The sequence below is a fragment of the Sinorhizobium sp. KGO-5 genome, assembly GCF_036245905.1.
Classification (GTDB): domain Bacteria; phylum Pseudomonadota; class Alphaproteobacteria; order Rhizobiales; family Rhizobiaceae; genus Sinorhizobium; species Sinorhizobium meliloti_A.
The window spans coordinates 583,664-601,060 of record NZ_BDIZ01000001.1 but is presented as its reverse complement, the minus strand read 5'-3'; the positions used below and the strand labels follow the sequence as shown (position 1 = coordinate 601,060).

Genomic DNA, 17,397 nt, shown 5'->3' with positions numbered 1-17,397 from the left:
ATGGTCTTTGTCTTTCATCGCAGCCGCGGCTGCATCGATGCGGCGTATATAAGGACCGGCGTTTCGGACTGCAAGGCATTCTGCGGGGGGAACGACGGCAAATGCAAGGCGTCATCCACAAACACCCGACGGGGCCCCGCTGCCGCTGGTTCAGCCGCCGGTCAGCAGATCGAACAGCGTCGTTCGGCGGGTCCCACCGGTGGTCTCTCCGACGCCGGCCGGCGGGACTGGTCCACCGGCCTGTTCTGCAGGCCGGACCTGATCGACCGCGGCCATGCCGTCCATGCTTTCGACGCCGTCCATGCCTGCCGGGCGCTCGGGAAAGACGTCGGGATTACCCGTGCCGAAACCCTCGGCCGGCATTTCGTCGGCAGCAGCGATGCCGCCCTCGTCGAAGACCGGCTGCACGCCCGTCGTGCCGAAGAGCGGCGACGGCGAAAGGCCCTCATGCGCCGCAACCATGAAATCGTGCCAGGCCCTGGCGGGAAGGCCGCCGCCGGTGACCTTCTTCATGAATTTTCCGTCGTCGTTGCCGAACCAGATGCCGGTCGCGAGGTTGGAGGTGTAGCCGACGAACAGCGCGTCGCGGAAGGACTGCGTCGTTCCGGTCTTCCCGGCCGCCTCCCAGCCCGGCAGGCGCGCATTTTTGCCGGTGCCATCCGTCAGCACGCGCACCATCATCCGGTTCATTTCGCTGACGATCGCCGGATCGAGCACCCGCGGCGGATTGTCGTAGGTGTTTTCGTAAAGCACGGTGCCGTCGGCGGCGGAGATGCGCCGGATGACGTGCGGCGTCGCCTTGAAGCCGCCATTCATGAAAGGCGCATAGGAGGACGTCAGCTCCACCAGCGTCACTTCCGACGTGCCGAGCGCGATCGATGCATTGGCCTGCATCTCGGAATCTATGCCCAGCCGGTGCGCGAGCTTGACCACGTTCTGCGGCCCCACCTCCATGACGAGCTGGGCGGCGATGGTGTTCAGCGAATTGGCGAGCGCATCGGCGAGCGTCACCTCGCCGCGGTATTTCTGATCATAGTTTTCAGGTGTCCAGTTGCCGATCCGGACCGGCGCGTCGTTGCGCACGGACATCGGCGTGCGGCCGATCTCGAGCGCCGCCGCGTAGACGAAGGGCTTGAAGGCCGAGCCCGGCTGGCGCTTCGCCTTGGAGGCGCGGTCGAACTGGCTTTCGGCATAGTCCCTGCCGCCGACGAGCGCGCGGATGGCGCCTGTGCCGTCGATCGAGACGAGCGCGGCCTGGGAGGCGTTGAGCTTCCCGCCCTCGGCCTCGAGCCTCTCGGCGAGCACCTCTTCCGCCTTCTTCTCGAGCGCAAGGTCGATGGTCGTATCGATGACGAGGTCTTGCGTGACTTCGCCGATCATGCCGGGGAGCTGGTCCATCACCATGTCGGCGACATAGTGCTCGGCGCCGGACCAGAAGCTCTTTGCCCGCGTCGGCGCCTGCGACATCGCCGTCTTGATCTCGGAGTCGCTGATGAAGCCTTCCTCGCGCATTGCGCCGAGCACGAGCTGTGCGCGCTCCTCCGCCGCTTCGGGGTCTCGGGCCGGCGACAGCCGTGAGGGAGCTTTCAGAAGGCCTGCGAGCAGCGCCGCTTCGCCGAGATTGACGTCGCGCGCCGACTTGTTGAAGTAACGCCGGGAGGCCGCCTCGACGCCATAGGCGTTCGACCCGAAGAAGACGCGGTTGAGATACATGGCCAGGATCTGGTCCTTGGTGTATTTCTGCTCCAGCCAAAAGGCGAGCAGCACCTCCTGCACCTTGCGCTCCAACGTCCGCTCCGGCGAGAGAAACAGGTTCTTGGCAAGCTGCTGGGTGAGCGTGGAGCCGCCCTGGACCATGCGGCCGCTCATGACGTTCGTGAGCATGGCGCGCGCCAGCCCCAGCGGATCGACTCCGAAATGCGAATAAAAGCGGCGATCCTCGATGGCGATCACCGCCTGCGGGATATAGGGCGACATGTCTTCGAGAGCGACCGCCTCGCCGCCGGTCGCGCCCCTGTTGGCAATGATGTCGCCATTCGCCGCGAGAATCTTGACGTTGGGCGGCCGTTCGGGAATCGACCAGCTCGTGGCGCTCGGCATGCGCGCCCCGTAATAGAGCACGAGCCCGCCGACGCCGATCGCGCCCCATATGCCGAGCACGATGCACCAATAGGCGAGCCGCCGGACGAGGCCGAAGAACCCGCCGCCGGAGCCGCTTCTTCCGGAGCCGCGCCCGCCGGCGCGCCTGCCGGGCTTTTCTCGCCTCGCACCGCGTTCGGGCGGCTTGGCGCGCTTCGGCTTGCTGCCGCCGCCCGAGACGCGGTCGCTCGCGTCGACGCGCAGGTCGCCGCCGTCGTCGCTACTGCCGAAGGAAGGCTCGATCCGCTGTCCTGATTTGCCGCTCGCCATGCCGGAAGGAAATATCCCCTTTGGGGGCCAAACCGGTGCCCATCGCCCGCAGGCGATCCCGGCCGTGCCGTTGTCGTGCGGTAGGCTCCACCCCGTCCGCTGGTCCCGATGCGTTGTACTTTAAATGCGGCAATTTAAGGGGGAGTTAAGAGCTCTCTTGCGAAAAAGGCAGATTGTTCAAAACCTTGCATCGGCCCCCGGCCTCCTGGTTCCTCACCTTCGGAAGGCTGAACGCCGCCTTGCATCCGGCGCAATGCTGCAATGCAACATTCGCACTATTACCTCAACGAAAATAATCTATTCTCCTCCTTGTCGAAGCGCTGTACCTCCTCCCACGGCGCCCGGCATTCGGTCGGTTCACTCCTCCTCCCAGAACCGATCAAGTTTAAGACCCCGAGCCACCTCCTCCCGGCTCGGGGTCTTTCTGTATCTGGCGATACCTGAAAACGCATCGCATTCGCGCGACGCGCTTCGGATCTGGCCAGATGCACAGGGCGAAAAACTCGTGGCTGCGGCCGCAAAGCGCGTGTATCACCACCCCATGAGATCCAAGGCAAACGGTTACGTCTTCGCGCTTCTGGCGATCGTCATCTTCTCGATCCAGGACGGCATCTCCAAGCATCTGGGCGCCATCTACCCGCCGGTCTTCGTGGCAATGATCCGCTACTGGGCATTTGCCGGCTTCGCTGCGGTGATCGCGGCGCGGGCGCCGGGCGGATTTGCCGCGACCGCGGTGACGAGAAAGCCGCTCATTCAGCTCCTGCGGGGCGTCCTGTTGCCCGTGCAGATCGTCGTGGTGATCACGTCCTTCACCATCGTCGGGCTGGCGCATTCGCAGGCGATCCTCGCGGCCACTCCGCTCTTCGTGGCGCTCCTGTCGATGCCTCTGCTCGGCGAACGGGTCGGGTGGCGGCGCTGGTCGGCGATTGCCGTCGGACTCATCGGCGTTCTTCTGATCCTGCGGCCGGAAGACGGGTCGTTCGACGTGAACTTTCTGCTGCCGCTGGCGGCAGCCGTGATGTTCGCCTTCTATGTCATCACCACCAGGCTTGCTAGTCGCGACGATTCGGCGATGACCAGCTTCTTCTATACCGGCATCGTCGGCGCCTTCGCGATCAGTCTCGTCGGGCCCTTCTTCTGGGCGACGCTTTCCGGGGCGGACTGGATCTGGATGGTGCTGCTCTGCATCACCGGCACGTCGAGCCACTATTTTCTGATCCGCGCCTACGACATGCTCGATGCCGCCGCGGTTCAGCCGCTTACCTACCTGCAGCTCGTCTTCGCCTCCGTCATGGGCGTGACCATCTTCGGAGAGACGCTGACGACGAACATGATCATCGGCTCGGTGCTGGTGGTCGCCGCCGGCATCTTCACCATCTGGCGCGAGCATGTCGTCGGCCGGCGAAAGGCCGGTCTGCCGCCGCGGTAAGCCTCTCCTTCGACTCAAAATCGTCGGGATCGTACCGGACACTCGCGAGCGCGCCGGCTTCTCGGCCGGCCGGCTCATCCGTTCGAAAGGAGAGAGAATGAGGGTTCGCTGCACCGTGCTGATCGCCCTTGCCGCCCTTGCCGCGCAGGGGATCGGGGCCAGGGCACAGGAGGAATTTCCCTATGTCGACGACCGCTCCGACGGCGCGGCGCTCGTCCGCTCGCTCTACAACGCGATCAACCGGAAGGAATATGCCAGAGCCTACGGCTACTTCGGAGCGTCGAAACCCGTCGGCGAGTTCAAGGCCTTCGCCGACGGTTACGCCAAGACGGTGTCGGTGGAAGCGAAGTTCGGCAAGGTCGTCACGGAGGGCGCTGCCGGCAGCATCTATTCGGCCGTTCCGGTTGCGATCAAATCCATCGAAGAAGGCGGAAAGACCCGCTTCTTCTCCGGCTGTTACGTGACGAGGATCATCAATCCGTCCCTCCAGGTGCCGCCCTTCACGCCCTATCAGATCGAGACGGCCCGGCTCGACGAAGCGGAAGGCCCCATCGAGAAGGCGATCCCCGCCACCTGCAACGCCCCCTGAGGCCTAGAGCAATTCCAGGAAAAGTGCGTAGCGGTTTCCTGGAAGTGCTCTGCAACCTGCGCACTTCGGACGGAAAAGCGTTACACACTTTTCCTGGAAGTGCTCCAGCGAAACTCTACGGCTCCTTCGCGGCACGCTCGGCCAGAAAGCGGGAATGCTCGAAGACGAGAATGACGACGAGCGCCAGCACGAAGGGGACGAGGAGGTAGAGCAGCCGAAAAATGGCAAGCGCAGCCAGAACGTCGGCCGGGTCCATTTCCGGAAGCGCCGCGATGAAGACGAATTCAAGCACACCGATGCCGCCCGGCGCATGGGAGAGCAGCGCGGCGGAGAAGGATGCGAGGAAGATGCCCAGAATGACCACATAGCCGGGATTGCCGGCTTCGGGCAGCGCGAAATAGATGATGCCGGCAGCGCCCAGAAGCTCGACGGGGGCGATGATCAATTGCCTCAGCACGATGGAGGGCCGCGGGTAATGCAGCTGGAACCAGCGCGTGCGCAGCGGCCGCATGCCGACCAGGCTGCCGAGGACGTAGAGCGCGATGAGCGCGAGAATGAGGCCGCCCGTCGTCAACGACATTTCGATGGGCAGGAACTCCGAAAATCTCTCGATGATATTCGGCCTCAGGAGCAGCACGATGGCCGAGAGCATCAGCGTGCCGAGCGTGAAGGTGAAGGAGCAGAAGGCGACGAGCACGCCCACCTCTCCGGGCGTCAGGCCTTTCGACCGATACGCTCGATAGCGCACCACCGCGCCGGAAAAAACCGAGGCGCCGAGATTGTGCGAAAGCGCATAGGTGGTGAACGAGCAGAGGGTGATGAACCACAGCGAGATGCGGTGGCCGAGATGATCGAGCGCCAGCCGGTCATAGGCGGCAAGCGCCGCATAGGCGACAAGCGTCGAACCGATGGCGAGCAGCCAGCTTTCGAGCGATATGGCCTGGAAGCTCGCCAGGAACTCGTTGAGAGACAGGCCGCGCAGTTCATCGACGAGCGCGCGCACCGAAACCAAGATCGCGGCAAGCCCCACAACGGGCCAGAAATATGCCTTGAGCCGTTTCATGCCGGGGCTTCTGCGTGATTTTCCGGCGGAAATCGATTCACGAGCGAAGCGTCGCGGCGATGCGGGTGCCCATCAGCAGCGGCCGGTTGAAGGCACGCCAAGCGCTTCGCGGTTCTGCCGAGGTGGCGATGCCCATTCTGCGTAATGAAAGAAACATGCTCGGGACGAGGCGTCCCGATCCTTGCACTTGCCAACAGCCCATTTCCCACTTTGATTTGTTTTCAAAAAGGGAAGCATCCCAAGGCAGGCAGGTCAAGCAAAGTCGACTTGATATCCGTCAAGCGGGTGCGATTTGTCATTCATGGCCGAAGGCGGTGGACAATGGCCGAACGGTGTTCACCATAGCCCCCCGCCTGCAAGGCGTTACCGCGTGCCGAGTGCGTCCAGAATGCGGACCCACGAGCGGATGCCCTTGTGGAAGGACGCGAGCTCGTATTTCTCATTGGGCGAGTGGATGCGGTCGTCGGAAAGACCGAACCCGACCAGCAGCGATTCCATGCCGAGCATCCGCTGGAAATCGCCGACGATCGGTATGGAGCCGCCCATGCCGATGACCACGGCGGGCTTCGGCCATTCATCCGAAAGTGCCGCCTTCGCCGTGCTCAGCAGCGCCGAATCATAGGGCAGATGAATAGCCGGCGAACCGCCGTGCGCATGAAATTCGACGGAGCAGTCCGCCGGAATTTTCGAGCGCACATAGGCGCGGAAGCTCTCGCGGATCTTTGCCGGGTCCTGCTTGCCGACCAGGCGGAACGAAACCTTGGCGGAGGCTTCTGCAGCGATCACCGTCTTGAATCCTTCGCCGGTATAGCCCCCGGTGATGCCGTTGATCTCCGCCGTCGGCCGTGCCCAGGTGAGTTCGAGCACGGAGCGGCCCCTTTCGCCGGAGGGGATAGAGAGGCCGATCTCGCCGAGGAATTTCTCGGCGGTCTGTCCGAGCGTTTCCCAGCCAGCCTTGATCTCGGCCGGCGTCTCCTCGACGCCTTCGTAGAAATCGTCGAGCGTCACGCGGCCGGTCTCGTCGTGAAGGCCGGCGAGAATCTCGGCCAGGATATGGATCGGGTTCGCCGCCGCGCCACCGAAATAACCGGAGTGCAGGTCGCGGTCCGCCGCCTTGACGACGACCTCCTCGCCGACGAGGCCCCGCAAGCCGGCCGAAATCGCGGGCGTGTCCCGGTCCCACATGCTGGTATCGCAGACAAGAGCGTAGTCGGCCTTGAGTTCACCGGCATTGGCTTCGAGGAAGGGCTTGAGCGACGGAGAGCCGGATTCCTCTTCGCCCTCGAAGAGAATGGTGATGCGGCAGGGCAAGCCGCCACGGGTCTCCTTATAGGCGCGCACTGCCTCGACGAAGGTCATCAACTGGCCCTTGTCGTCGGCCGTACCCCGGCCGGTGATGATTTTGCGGCCGGGCTCGACCTCCTTGACGGAGGGCTCGAAGGGCGGGGTCTCCCAGAGGTTCAGGGGATCGACCGGCTGCACATCGTAATGGCCGTAGAAGAGCAGGTGCGGAGCGTCCGCCTTCTCGGCAGAGTGATGGGCGACGACCATCGGATGGCCGGGCGTGTCGCGTACCGAGGCTTCGAAGCCGATCGCTCCGAGTTCCGCCACCAGCCACTCCGCAGCCTTGCGGCACTCCTCCTTGAAGGCGGGATCGGTGGAAATGGACTTGATGCGGACGAGGTCGAAGAGCCGCTCGAGGCTTTTCGGGAGATTTGCGTCGGCGCGCTCGAGAACCGGGGTGATATCTGCCATTATGCGAATCCTTTTTGGGTTTCGCGGCGAAACTAGAATCGAAACCCGGCGGCTTTAAGCGAAAACTTTTGATGCAACGATAAATTGTCGGGTGAAATCAGGAGGCGTCGCCGTGGCGCGCCGTATTCGCCAGCGCCATGCGCATATATTCGAGCATCAGTTCTTTCTCGAAGCGGCGAAAGCCGGAAAGCAGCGACTGCTCCGCTGCAGCAGCAGCCTCCTTCGCAGCGGCCTCCATCTTGCGGGCTCGTTCGGTCAGGAATATCTGCTGCGAACGCTTGTCGTTCGGATGCTTGCGGCGGACGATGAGGCCGTCTCGCTCCATTCGGGCGAGCGTATTGGCCATGGTTGCCTGCTCGATGTCGAGCCGGTCGAGAAGCTGTCTCTGAGTCAGCCCTTCCTCGGACCATAATTCCAGGAGGACCGGGAATTGCCCGGGGGCAAAGCCGAGTTTCTGACCGCGCTCCTGCAGGGCGCGCGAGAAACCCCTCGCCAACAAGCTGGCCAGGTAAGTCGCAGATTCCATACGATTGAAGGCCATGTCTATGCCTACGCGGGAAGGAGCGCGAAGACAAGTTACAATGCCTGCAATGAAGCCGAACCCGCGCCGACTTCACGGGGATTTGAGACTGTGTGGCGATACGCTTTCGACTGACGGGCATAGGCAACAAAAAACCGCCACGGCGCGGAGGCTGCGCCGTGGCGGCTCTTTGAAAGCGGGACAAAGGCCCGGAGAGGGGGATGAGGCCTTTGTCCTCATCTGGTGCGGGCGGGGGACAGGCCAATCACCAGACTCACGGCATTGAATGATTGCCGCTCGACATGATTTGTGGAGTCAAATGTGGCATTTCAAGGATAGGGAGACTGAATCGCGCATTACAAATGCGTAACGTTTGCGTGAGTGTTCGGCACCCGAATATCAGGGTTCCGGGAGGCCTTTGTCGCTCCACTTAAATGGGGTAGCGCCGGAAAAGCGCAATGGACCTTTCCCCTGCCTCGCGCTATCCATGGCCGCATGAAAAACGGTGATCATCTCTTCCTCGTCGACGGCTCGGGCTTCATCTTCCGGGCGTTCCACGCCATCCCGCCGCTCAACCGCAAGTCGGACGGGCTTCCCGTCAATGCAGTTGCGGGATTCTGCAACATGCTCTGGAAGCTTTTGACCGACGCGCGCGACACCTCCGTCGGCGTGACGCCGACGCATTTGGCCGTGATCTTCGACTATTCCTCGAAGACCTTCCGCAACGGGCTCTACGACCAGTACAAGGCCAACCGTACGGCGCCGCCGGAGGATCTGATCCCGCAGTTCGGGCTCATCCGCCACGCCACCCGCGCTTTCAACCTGCCCTGCATCGAGAAGGAGGGCTACGAGGCCGACGACCTCATCGCGACCTATGCGCGGCTTGCCGAGGAGGCGGGCGCCGACGTGACCATCGTTTCCTCCGACAAGGACCTCATGCAGCTCGTCACGCCGAAAGTGTCGATGTACGACAGCATGAAGGACAAGCAGATCACCGTTCCGGACGTGATCGAAAAGTGGGGCGTGCCCCCGGAAAAGATGATCGATCTCCAGGCCATGACCGGCGATTCGACCGACAACGTGCCGGGCATCCCCGGGATCGGGCCGAAGACGGCAGCCCAGCTCCTCGAAGAATATGGCGATCTGGACACGCTGCTCGAACGGGCTGGCGAGATCAAACAGCAGAAGCGGCGCGAGTCCATCATCGCCAATGCCGATCTGGCGCGCCTTTCGCGTGAGCTCGTGACGTTGAAGAAGGACACGCCGCTCGACGTTCCGCCCGAGGACTTCAGGCTCGATTCGCAGGACGGCCCGAAGCTCATCGCATTCCTGAAGGCGATGGAATTCACCACGCTCACGCGCCGCGTCGCAGCGGCGACCGATACGGATGCGGAAGCGATCGAACCGGCTCATGTGCCGGTCGAATGGGGCGCGCAGGCGCATGGACCGGATCTGGACGTCGGCGAGGCCGGCGGCCCGCCGCCGTCGCCGCAATCATCGAGCGCGACGCCGCCCAGGGGAAATGCGGCCAGGGCGGCTGTCTCGTTCCTCTCCTCCGGCCAGGATGCCGATACGACCGGCGCGACGCCCGCGGGCCTCGCCGAGGCGCGTGCGGCCTATTTCGGCAAAGCCGCGTTCGATCATTCCGGATATCTCACCATCCGCGATCTCGATACGCTCGAGCGTTGGATCGCCGACGCCCGCGAGGCGGGGCTCGTCGGCTTCGACACTCAGGCGACGTCGCCCGACGCCATGCGCGCCGACCTCGTCGGCTTTTCGCTCGCGGTCGCCGATTACGCAAACGACCCGTCGGGCTCCAGGATCAGGGCGGCCTATGTGCCGCTCGCGCACAAGAGCGGCGTCAGCGACCTCCTGGGGGGTGGACCTGTCGACAGCCAGGTACCGGTCCGCGAGGCCCTTAGCCGGATAAAGGACCTGCTGGAGGACCCGTCCGTCCTGAAGGTCGGGCAGAACCTGAAATACGGCTATCTCGTGATGAAGCGGCACGGCATCGCCATGCGAAGCTTCGACGACACGATGCTGATGTCCTATGTGCTCGATGCCGGCAACGGCGCCCACGGCATGGATTCGCTTGCCGAGCGGTGGCTCGGCCACAAGCCGATCGCCTATAAGGACGTCACCGGCACCGGCCGGTCTTCGCTCACCTTCGACTTCGTCGACATCGACAAGGCGACGACCTATGCGGCCGAGGATGCGGATATCGCGCTGAGGCTTTGGCACGTGCTGAAGCCCCGGCTCGCCGCCAAGGGGTTGACGCGCGTCTACGAGCGACTGGAGCGGCCGCTGATTTCTGTCCTTGCCGGGATGGAGGAACGCGGCATAACCATCGACCGGCAGATCCTGTCACGCCTTTCCGGCGAGCTGGCACAGGGGGCGGCGGCGCTCGAAGACGAGATCTATCGCCTCGCCGGCGAGACATTCACCATCGGCTCGCCGAAGCAGCTCGGCGACATTCTCTTCGGCAAGATGGGCCTTCCGGGCGGCTCCAAGACCAAGACCGGGCAATGGTCGACCTCCGCGCAGGTGCTCGAAGACCTCGCGGCCGCCGGGCACGACCTGCCTCGCAAGATCGTCGACTGGCGGCAGCTGACCAAGTTGAAATCGACCTATACCGACGCCCTGCCCGGCTTTGTGCATCCGGAAACGAGGCGCGTCCACACCTGTTTTGCAATGGCTGCGACGGCGACCGGGCGGCTTTCCTCCTCCGATCCGAACCTGCAGAACATTCCGATCAGGACCGGCGAAGGCCGCAAGATCCGCACGGCCTTCGTGGCGGCGCCGGGACACAAGCTGGTCTCGGCCGACTATAGCCAGATCGAGCTGAGAGTGCTCGCCCATGTGGCCGATATCCCGCAGCTGCGCCAGGCTTTCGCCGATGGCGTCGACATCCATGCGATGACGGCTTCCGAAATGTTCGGCGTGCCGGTGGACGGCATGCCGAGCGAGATCCGCCGCCGCGCCAAGGCGATCAATTTCGGCATCATCTACGGCATCTCCGCCTTCGGGCTAGCCAACCAGCTTTCGATCGAGCGTTCGGAGGCGGGTGACTACATCAAACGCTATTTCGAACGCTTCCCCGGCATTCGCGACTATATGGAGAACACCAAGGCTTTTGCCCGCGAGAACGGCTATGTCGAGACGATCTTCGGACGCCGGGCGCACTACCCGGACATCCGCTCGTCCAATCCGTCGATGCGCGCCTTCAACGAGCGCGCTTCGATCAACGCCCCGATCCAGGGCTCGGCCGCCGACATCATCCGCCGCGCGATGGTCAAGATGGAGCCGGCGCTCGAAGCGGCAAAGCTCTCCGCGCGAATGCTGCTTCAGGTGCACGACGAGCTGATCTTCGAGGTGGAGGATGGCGAGATCGAGCGCACCATTCCGGTCATCATCTCGGTGATGGAGAACGCCGCTATGCCCGCGCTCGACATGAGGGTGCCTCTCAAGGTCGATGCGCGCGCGGCACACAACTGGGACGAGGCGCATTGAGGCCTGTTGAGATCTGGGATACCCGGCGGGCGCTCGTTTGATTTCCTCATTCCTGTGCTCGTCACAGGAATCCAGCCAGACCAAGTCCTTGGGCTGAAAGAACGTTTCCCGCGCCGCAGACGCGGCGCTGCTCTCATCCCCGTGACGAGCACAGGGACGAGGGCAGAGAGGATGCGGCCCCCTCGGTGGATAGCGCCGCGGCTTTTGCCAAAGTGGTGGTGTTTCAATCCCGCCCCGGAAGGACCCGGTCCGGCGGGCGATGGCCGTCGAAGAAGGTGCGGATGTTGATCACCACCTTCTCGCCCATGTCGATACGGCCTTCCAGCGTCGCCGAGCTCATATGCGGCAGGAGAACGACCTTTCCCTCGCCGGCGAGCTTGATGAGCTTCGGATTGACGGACGGCTCGTTCTCGAACACGTCGAGCCCGGCGCCGGCGATCTTGCCCTCGCGGAGGCTCTTGATCAGCGCCGCCTCGTCGATGATGCCGCCGCGCGCGGTGTTGACGATGTAGCTGTCGGGCCGCATCAGCGCCAGCCGCCGGGCCGAGAGCAGATGATAGGTCGCCGGGGTCGACGGGCAGTTGACGGAGACGATGTCGACGCGGGCGAGCATCTGGTCGAGGCTGTCCCAATAGGTCGCTTCCAGCATCTCCTCGGTTTCCGGTTTGACGCGGTGGCGATTGTGATAGTGGATCGAAAGCCCGAAGGCCTTGGCACGGCGGGCGACGGCGGTGCCGATTCTCCCCATGCCGACGATGCCGATGCGTTTTCCGGCAATGCGCCGGCCCAGCATCCAGGTGGGAGACCAGCCTGCCCACTCCCCCTTGCGGTCGGTCAGCACCTGCGCACCTTCGGCGAGCCGGCGGGGCACCGCGAGGATCAGCGCCATGGTCATGTCGGCCGTGTCCTCCGTCAGGACGTTCGGCGTGTTGGTGACGGTTATGCCCTTGCGCGCGGCCGCATCCACATCGATGTTGTCGACGCCGTTCGAGAAGGCGGCAATGAGCTTCAACTGCGGCCCGGCCTGCTCGATCAGAGCCGCATCGATCCGGTCCGTCACCGTCGGCACGAGCACGTCGGCCCGTTTGACCGCGGCGACCAGCTCCGGCTGGCTGCGCGGCGTGTCATCGATGTTCAGCTCCGCGTCGAAGAGCTCACGCATCCTGGTTTCGACGACATCCGGCAGTTTGCGGGTGATGTAAACCGTTGGCTTTTTCTTGCTTGTCATTGCTGTGAGCGGCGCCCTCGTTGACGGGTCCTTAACCAAGTCGGGTGATAGTTCTCCCTACAGCCGCAATTTCTACCAGACCCGGTGGGGAACACAATTGAAACTCGCCGCCCCGTGCGGGGATTTGAAAAGTGCGGGAATCTGCGAGCGCCTGGCCGGTCAGCACCGCAAGGGCTTGCGCCAAGCCCTGCTTACCTTCGGAAGATGAGCTTCGTCATGCGTCACTTCATTTCACGAGTTTCCACCCTCACGATGGCAGCCTTGCTCGGAGCGGTCTTGACGGCCGGCACCGCCCAGGCGCAGGCGGCGAAGGGGCCGAGCGGCCTTCCCCTCCCCCGCTTCGTCAGCCTGAAGGCGAAAAGCGTGAACTTGAGAATCGGCCCGAGCGTCGACTATGCGGTGGCGTTCCGCTATCTCAAATCCGGCGTGCCGGTCGAGATCATTCAGGAATATGACAACTGGCGCCGTATCCGCGACGCCGACGGAACCGAGGGCTGGGTCAACCAGGCGCTTCTCTCCGGCGACCGCACGGCGCTGGCGGCCCCGTGGATGCGCAGCAAGGGAGAGGGTGTTTTCGTCAACATGCGGCGCGATCCGCAGAGCACGGCGCCGATCGTCGCGCGCGTCGAACCAGGCGTCATGCTGCACATCGGCGAATGCAACGGCGACTGGTGCCATGCCGACACGCAAGGGGTCGAAGGCTGGATTGCCCAGAGCGAGATCTGGGGCGCCTATCCCGGCGAGGCCTTCAAGTAAGCGGTGCGGGAGGGCGTCAGCTCCCCGGTTTCTGGTGTTCTAGCTTCGAAATGAGATCGGCGACGAGCTCGTCGGGGCTCTTCTTCGCGGTGTCGATGACGAGGGGTCGCGATCCCCAATCTTCGTAAACGCGATCGATAATCTCTTCCCAGCTTGGTTTCGTCAGACCCGGTACGTCGGAAAGCCGGGTTTCCGCGCGCCGGCGATGTTCCGCCTTGTCCGAGCAGACGACCTCCACCTCGACCGCCCGGACCGCCGATCGGTCTGCCACGGCGAGCCAGGCGTCCCGCGTCACGCCCAGGCCATTGACGGAATCCGCGATGACGGTGTGGCCGAGCGTGAGGTTGTCTTCAGCCACCCCGTAGGCCGCTACATATCCTGCGGCCCCGACGTCGGAGCCCGGACCGCCCGAAACCCGGATGCATTGCTCGATCGTATCGACGCGCACATGCACCGCGCGCAATCGCTTCGCCAAAGCGCGAGCAATCGTCGTCTTCCCGGATCCGGGCAAGCCTCCCAAGATGATGAGCATGAACGCGGGCTTTCGATTGGCCGGTGGGACGGGCGCCTCAGACGAGAGCTGCCTGCCGGGCAGCGGTTGCAAGCGAGACCAGCGGCCGCGGGCCGATCTGACCTATGACGATACCGGCTGCCAGATTGCCGAGCCTGCTGCACTCCTCGAGCGAGCGGCCGCTGGTATAGCCGAAGAGGAAGCCGGCGGCATAGAGATCGCCGGCGCCGGTGGTGTCGACCACCTGCTCCAGAACGCTCGCGCCGACGCGTACCCGCTCAGCGCCGCGCACGACGACGGAGCCTTCCTCGCTGAGCGTGACCGCCGCAAGCTTGCAGTCCTTGGCCAGCAGCTCGAGCGCGCGATCGAAGTCCTCGGTCTCGTAAAGCGCGAGCGCCTCCTGCCGGTTGGCGAAAACGATATCGACCGTGCCCGAGCGCATGAGTTCGAGAAACTCGCTCCGGTAGCGATGCACGCAGAAACTGTCGGACAGCGTCATCGCCGTTTCCCGCCCATGGGCGTGGGCGATGCGCGCCGCTTCGCGGATCGCATCCTTGGCACGTGGCGGGTCCCACAGATAGCCTTCGAAATAGGTGACCTTCGACTGGGCGACGACGTCGTCCTCGACGTCCTCCGGGCCGAGCTCGACGCAGGCGCCGAGATAGGTGTTCATCGAGCGCTCGCCGTCCTCGGTCACGAAAATCATCGAGCGGGCCGTCGGGGGATGGCCGTCGAGCGGCTTCGTCTGAAAATGGACGCCCTGTGCGCGGATATCATGGGTGAAGATTTCGCCGAGCTGGTCGTCGGCGACCTTGCCGAAATAGGCGGCGCGGCCGCCGAGGCTCGCGACGCCTGCCGCCGTATTGCCGGCGCTGCCGCCGGAGGCTTCGACCGCCGGTCCCATTCTCGAATAGAGCAGTTCGGCGCGATCGGCATTGATGAGGTTCATCGCGCCCTTGATGATGCCGTTTTCTTCGAGAAAGCTGTCATCGCAGCGCGCAATGATATCGACGATCGCGTTGCCGATCGTCAGAACGTCGTATTTTGCCATGAACTCCGTCCGGGTTTCCTTGGTGACCGGTGTTCGTTAATAGCGGTTTTCCGGCCATTTGGAAGACGCAACAGCGTTATGCGCTTCTTCAAATGCGGGAAGGCTCCCGCATGCAGCGGAATTCGGGGATGCCGACGATCACGTCGGCAGCGCCTTTGCGTCATAGGCGGCGGCGAACTCGGCGCTTGGCGGGATCGGTTTAATGATGTCGATCATCACGCCGTTCGGATCGGCCGTGATGAAATGACGCTGGCCGAAGTCTTCGTCGCAGATCGGCTTGAGGATGGGCAGGCCCGCTTCACGCATCGTGTCATAGAGCCGATCGGGATCTTCCACCTCGAAATTCAGGAGCAGGCCCTGCACCGGTGCCCGGTGCCGTTCGGGCACCGTCTCATGACGGTAATCGAGAACCGCGAGCGTCACATGATCGTTTTCGGTCGACTGGAGGTGCATGTACCAATCGCTCACGAAAAGCGCCTCGAAGCCTAGATGCTTGACGTAGAAATCCGCCGTCTGCCGAACGTCCTGCGTCATGATCACCGGATAATAGCTTGTCGATTTCATCTTTTCCTCCATTTTTCCATAACATACAATCTGCATGTATCCGGTCAATAACATACAGGCTGCATGTATGCAACAGAAAGAACCAAGACGCTCCAACCGGGAACGCTCCGATGCAACCCGCACGGCGATCCTTGATGCCGCACGCGCGCTCTTCGTCTCCAGAGGCTACGCCGAAACGGCGACGCCGGACATCGTTGCCGCAGCCGGGCTCACGCGCGGCGCGCTCTATCATCACTTCGAGGACAAGAAGGCGCTGTTTCGGGCGATCGTAGAACGGGAAGCACGCGACGTCGCGGCGACGATCGAGCAATTGGCCGGTGCTCCCCTCCCACCCCGTGAGGCACTCCTTGCAGGAGCGGCGGGCTATTTCGACGCCATGGCCGTTCCGGGCAGGGTACGCCTGCTGTTGCTCGACGGGCCGGCCGTGCTGGGCGTCACCGAAATGGCGGCTCTCGACGCCGCCCATGGCGGCAGAACGCTGGAGGAAGGCCTCGCTGCCGCCATGGCTCCGCACCGTCTGGAGGAGAAGACTGTCAAGGCGATGGCATTCCTGTTATCGGCCGCCTTCGACCGCGCTGCGCTCGAGATCGATGCGGGCGCCGCACGGGCCGACTATGCCTACGCCATCGACAGGCTGATCGATCGCCTGATCGCTCAATGAGCGGCGAGCGAGATCGCTTGCGGCGGCAATTCCACGAGCGGCGCCGGGATGTCGCAGGTCTTTTCCGGCGATTTGCAGAGGTCCGCTATCACGCAGCGCTCGCATTCCGGCCGGCGCGCCTTGCAGACGTAGCGGCCGTGCAGGATCAGCCAGTGATGGGCATGGAGCAGATAGTGCTCCGGGATCACCCGCAGGAGGTGGGCCTCCACCTCGTCCGGCGTCTTGCCCGGGGCAAGACGGATACGGTTGGCGATGCGGAAGATATGGGTGTCGACGGCCATCGTCGGCTGACCGAAGGCCATGGAGAGCACGACATTGGCGGTCTTTCGCCCGACGCCGGGCAGCGTCACGAGCTCCTCGCGCGTGCGCGGCACCTCGCCGCCGAAGTCGGTGATGAGCTTCTCGGAGAGAGCGATGACGTTTTTCGCCTTGTTGCGGTAGAGGCCGATCGTCTTGATATAATCGCGAACCCGTTCCTCGCCGAGCGCCAGCATCTTTTCCGGCGTATCGGCGACAGCGAAGAGCTGCCGGGTCGCCTTGTTGACGCCGGCATCCGTCGCCTGCGCCGAGAGAGCGACCGCCACGACGAGCGTGAACGGATTGACGTGCTCGAGCTCGCCCTTCGGTTCCGGACGCTGCACCGAAAATCGGCGGAAGATTTCCTCGACTTCCGCCCTGCGGTAGGCACTGCGCGGCCCCGTGCGGCGCGTTGTCGCTTTCGCCGGCTTCGGCGCTTGTGGTGGCGATTTGAGCTTCACGTTTTTCATGCTGCATCTATAGTCAAGGGTCATGATCAAAGGCAACGCTGCGCCAAACATCGATGACGAGCCGATCTTTGCGGCCGAACTCACCCCCTACCGCTCGCTGGGACATAGGGGCCTCAAGATTTTCCTGATGATCGCCGGCATCATGAGCCTGATGCACATCGTTGTGTTTCTGGTCATCGGCGCCTGGCCGGTCGTCTTTTTCTTCGGCCTCGATTTCATCCTGCTCTTCGGTGCCTTCTGGCTCAACTACCACACTGCGCGGGCCCGCGAGGAGGTCAGCGTTTCGCGCACCGACGTGTCGATCAGGAAGTTCGCGCCCTCGGGAAGGATGATCGAGCACCGCTTCAACACCTTCTGGGCGCGCTTCAGCATCAAGCGTCATCAGGAGATCGGCATCGTGTCGATGAAGATCAGTGGCGGCGGCCGGCAGACCGATATCGGCTCCTTCCTCAACCGCGACGACCGCGAAACCTTCGCCGTCGCCTTCGCCCGGGCGCTGGCGACCGCCAGGTCGCGTTGAGCCGGTCGGCCGACAAGAATCGGGTGGTTATAGCATCGCCTGCATGATTATCTGTGGCACAAGG

The 17,397-nt window shown here is 63.5% G+C and carries 15 protein-coding genes; 6 read left to right on the top strand and 9 right to left on the bottom strand.

Features of this window, described 5'->3' with window-relative positions; genetic code table 11:
- Window positions 1-150 precede the first annotated feature (150 nt).
- Entirely contained in the window at window positions 151-2,409 is a 2,259-nt protein-coding gene (locus BHD07_RS02785) for a transglycosylase domain-containing protein (RefSeq protein ID WP_275597003.1), read from the bottom strand.
- 505 nt (window positions 2,410-2,914) lie between these two features.
- On the opposite strand from BHD07_RS02785, the gene BHD07_RS02780 reads away from it, so the two are divergent.
- Together BHD07_RS02780 and BHD07_RS02775 are read left to right on the top strand one after the other, a co-directional pair.
- On the top strand, window positions 2,915-3,838 hold the full coding sequence (locus tag BHD07_RS02780) for a DMT family transporter (RefSeq protein ID WP_275597004.1): 924 nt from the start codon (window positions 2,915-2,917) through the stop codon (window positions 3,836-3,838).
- A 97-nt stretch (window positions 3,839-3,935) separates the two neighbouring features.
- Window positions 3,936-4,427 (top strand): hypothetical protein, encoded by a 492-nt coding sequence (locus tag BHD07_RS02775; protein ID WP_100670052.1) that lies wholly within the window; start codon window positions 3,936-3,938, stop codon window positions 4,425-4,427.
- A gap of 115 nt (window positions 4,428-4,542) precedes the next feature.
- On the opposite strand, the gene BHD07_RS02770 is transcribed toward BHD07_RS02775, so the two are convergent.
- The 3 genes from BHD07_RS02770 to BHD07_RS02760 form a co-directional block, all read right to left on the bottom strand.
- Window positions 4,543-5,490, bottom strand: a complete 948-nt coding sequence (locus tag BHD07_RS02770) for a lysylphosphatidylglycerol synthase transmembrane domain-containing protein (protein WP_275597006.1) — start codon at window positions 5,488-5,490, stop codon at window positions 4,543-4,545.
- 363 nt (window positions 5,491-5,853) lie between these two features.
- Window positions 5,854-7,248 carry a M20/M25/M40 family metallo-hydrolase gene (locus tag BHD07_RS02765; RefSeq protein WP_275598147.1) on the bottom strand — a complete coding sequence of 465 codons (1,395 nt, stop codon included), beginning with the start codon at window positions 7,246-7,248 and terminating at the stop codon, window positions 5,854-5,856.
- 94 nt (window positions 7,249-7,342) lie between these two features.
- Entirely contained in the window at window positions 7,343-7,786 is a 444-nt protein-coding gene (locus BHD07_RS02760; RefSeq protein ID WP_018093804.1) for a MarR family winged helix-turn-helix transcriptional regulator, read from the bottom strand.
- A 474-nt stretch (window positions 7,787-8,260) separates the two neighbouring features.
- On the opposite strand from BHD07_RS02760, the gene polA reads away from it, so the two are divergent.
- Window positions 8,261-11,275, top strand: coding sequence for a DNA polymerase I (gene polA, locus BHD07_RS02755; protein ID WP_100669897.1), 3,015 nt, complete (start codon window positions 8,261-8,263; stop codon window positions 11,273-11,275).
- Window positions 11,276-11,498: 223 nt separating this feature from the next.
- On the opposite strand, the gene BHD07_RS02750 is transcribed toward polA, so the two are convergent.
- Complete coding sequence (locus BHD07_RS02750; protein WP_003531928.1) at window positions 11,499-12,503, bottom strand: 2-hydroxyacid dehydrogenase; 1,005 nt, start codon at window positions 12,501-12,503, stop codon at window positions 11,499-11,501.
- Between the two features lie 252 nt (window positions 12,504-12,755).
- Between BHD07_RS02750 and BHD07_RS02745 the strand changes: the two genes are divergently transcribed.
- Window positions 12,756-13,259: an SH3 domain-containing protein gene (locus tag BHD07_RS02745; RefSeq protein WP_050563083.1), complete on the top strand. Its 504-nt coding sequence runs from the start codon at window positions 12,756-12,758 to the stop codon at window positions 13,257-13,259.
- A gap of 16 nt (window positions 13,260-13,275) precedes the next feature.
- Here the strand turns inward: BHD07_RS02745 and BHD07_RS02740 are convergent, their stop codons facing one another.
- The 3 genes from BHD07_RS02740 to BHD07_RS02730 all read right to left on the bottom strand — a co-directional run bounded on the left by BHD07_RS02740 (window position 13,276) and on the right by BHD07_RS02730 (window position 15,385).
- Window positions 13,276-13,791 carry an AAA family ATPase gene (locus BHD07_RS02740; protein WP_338277543.1) on the bottom strand — a complete coding sequence of 172 codons (516 nt, stop codon included), beginning with the start codon at window positions 13,789-13,791 and terminating at the stop codon, window positions 13,276-13,278.
- Between the two features lie 37 nt (window positions 13,792-13,828).
- Complete coding sequence (locus BHD07_RS02735) at window positions 13,829-14,821, bottom strand: adenosine kinase (RefSeq protein WP_100669899.1); 993 nt, start codon at window positions 14,819-14,821, stop codon at window positions 13,829-13,831.
- Window positions 14,822-14,959: 138 nt separating this feature from the next.
- On the bottom strand, window positions 14,960-15,385 hold the full coding sequence (locus BHD07_RS02730) for a VOC family protein (RefSeq protein WP_338277540.1): 426 nt from the start codon (window positions 15,383-15,385) through the stop codon (window positions 14,960-14,962).
- Between the two features lie 67 nt (window positions 15,386-15,452).
- On the opposite strand from BHD07_RS02730, the gene BHD07_RS02725 reads away from it, so the two are divergent.
- Window positions 15,453-16,046, top strand: a complete 594-nt coding sequence (locus BHD07_RS02725; protein WP_018093798.1) for a TetR/AcrR family transcriptional regulator — start codon at window positions 15,453-15,455, stop codon at window positions 16,044-16,046.
- On the opposite strand, the gene nth is transcribed toward BHD07_RS02725, so the two are convergent.
- Window positions 16,040-16,813, bottom strand: a complete 774-nt coding sequence (gene nth, locus BHD07_RS02720; protein WP_338277536.1) for an endonuclease III — start codon at window positions 16,811-16,813, stop codon at window positions 16,040-16,042. The genes BHD07_RS02725 and nth overlap by 7 nt on opposite strands.
- A 22-nt stretch (window positions 16,814-16,835) precedes the next feature.
- Here nth and BHD07_RS02715 point away from each other — a divergent pair, with 22 nt between their 5' ends.
- Window positions 16,836-17,333 carry a DUF2244 domain-containing protein gene (locus tag BHD07_RS02715; RefSeq protein ID WP_338277534.1) on the top strand — a complete coding sequence of 166 codons (498 nt, stop codon included), beginning with the start codon at window positions 16,836-16,838 and terminating at the stop codon, window positions 17,331-17,333.
- Window positions 17,334-17,397: the final 64 nt, after the last annotated feature.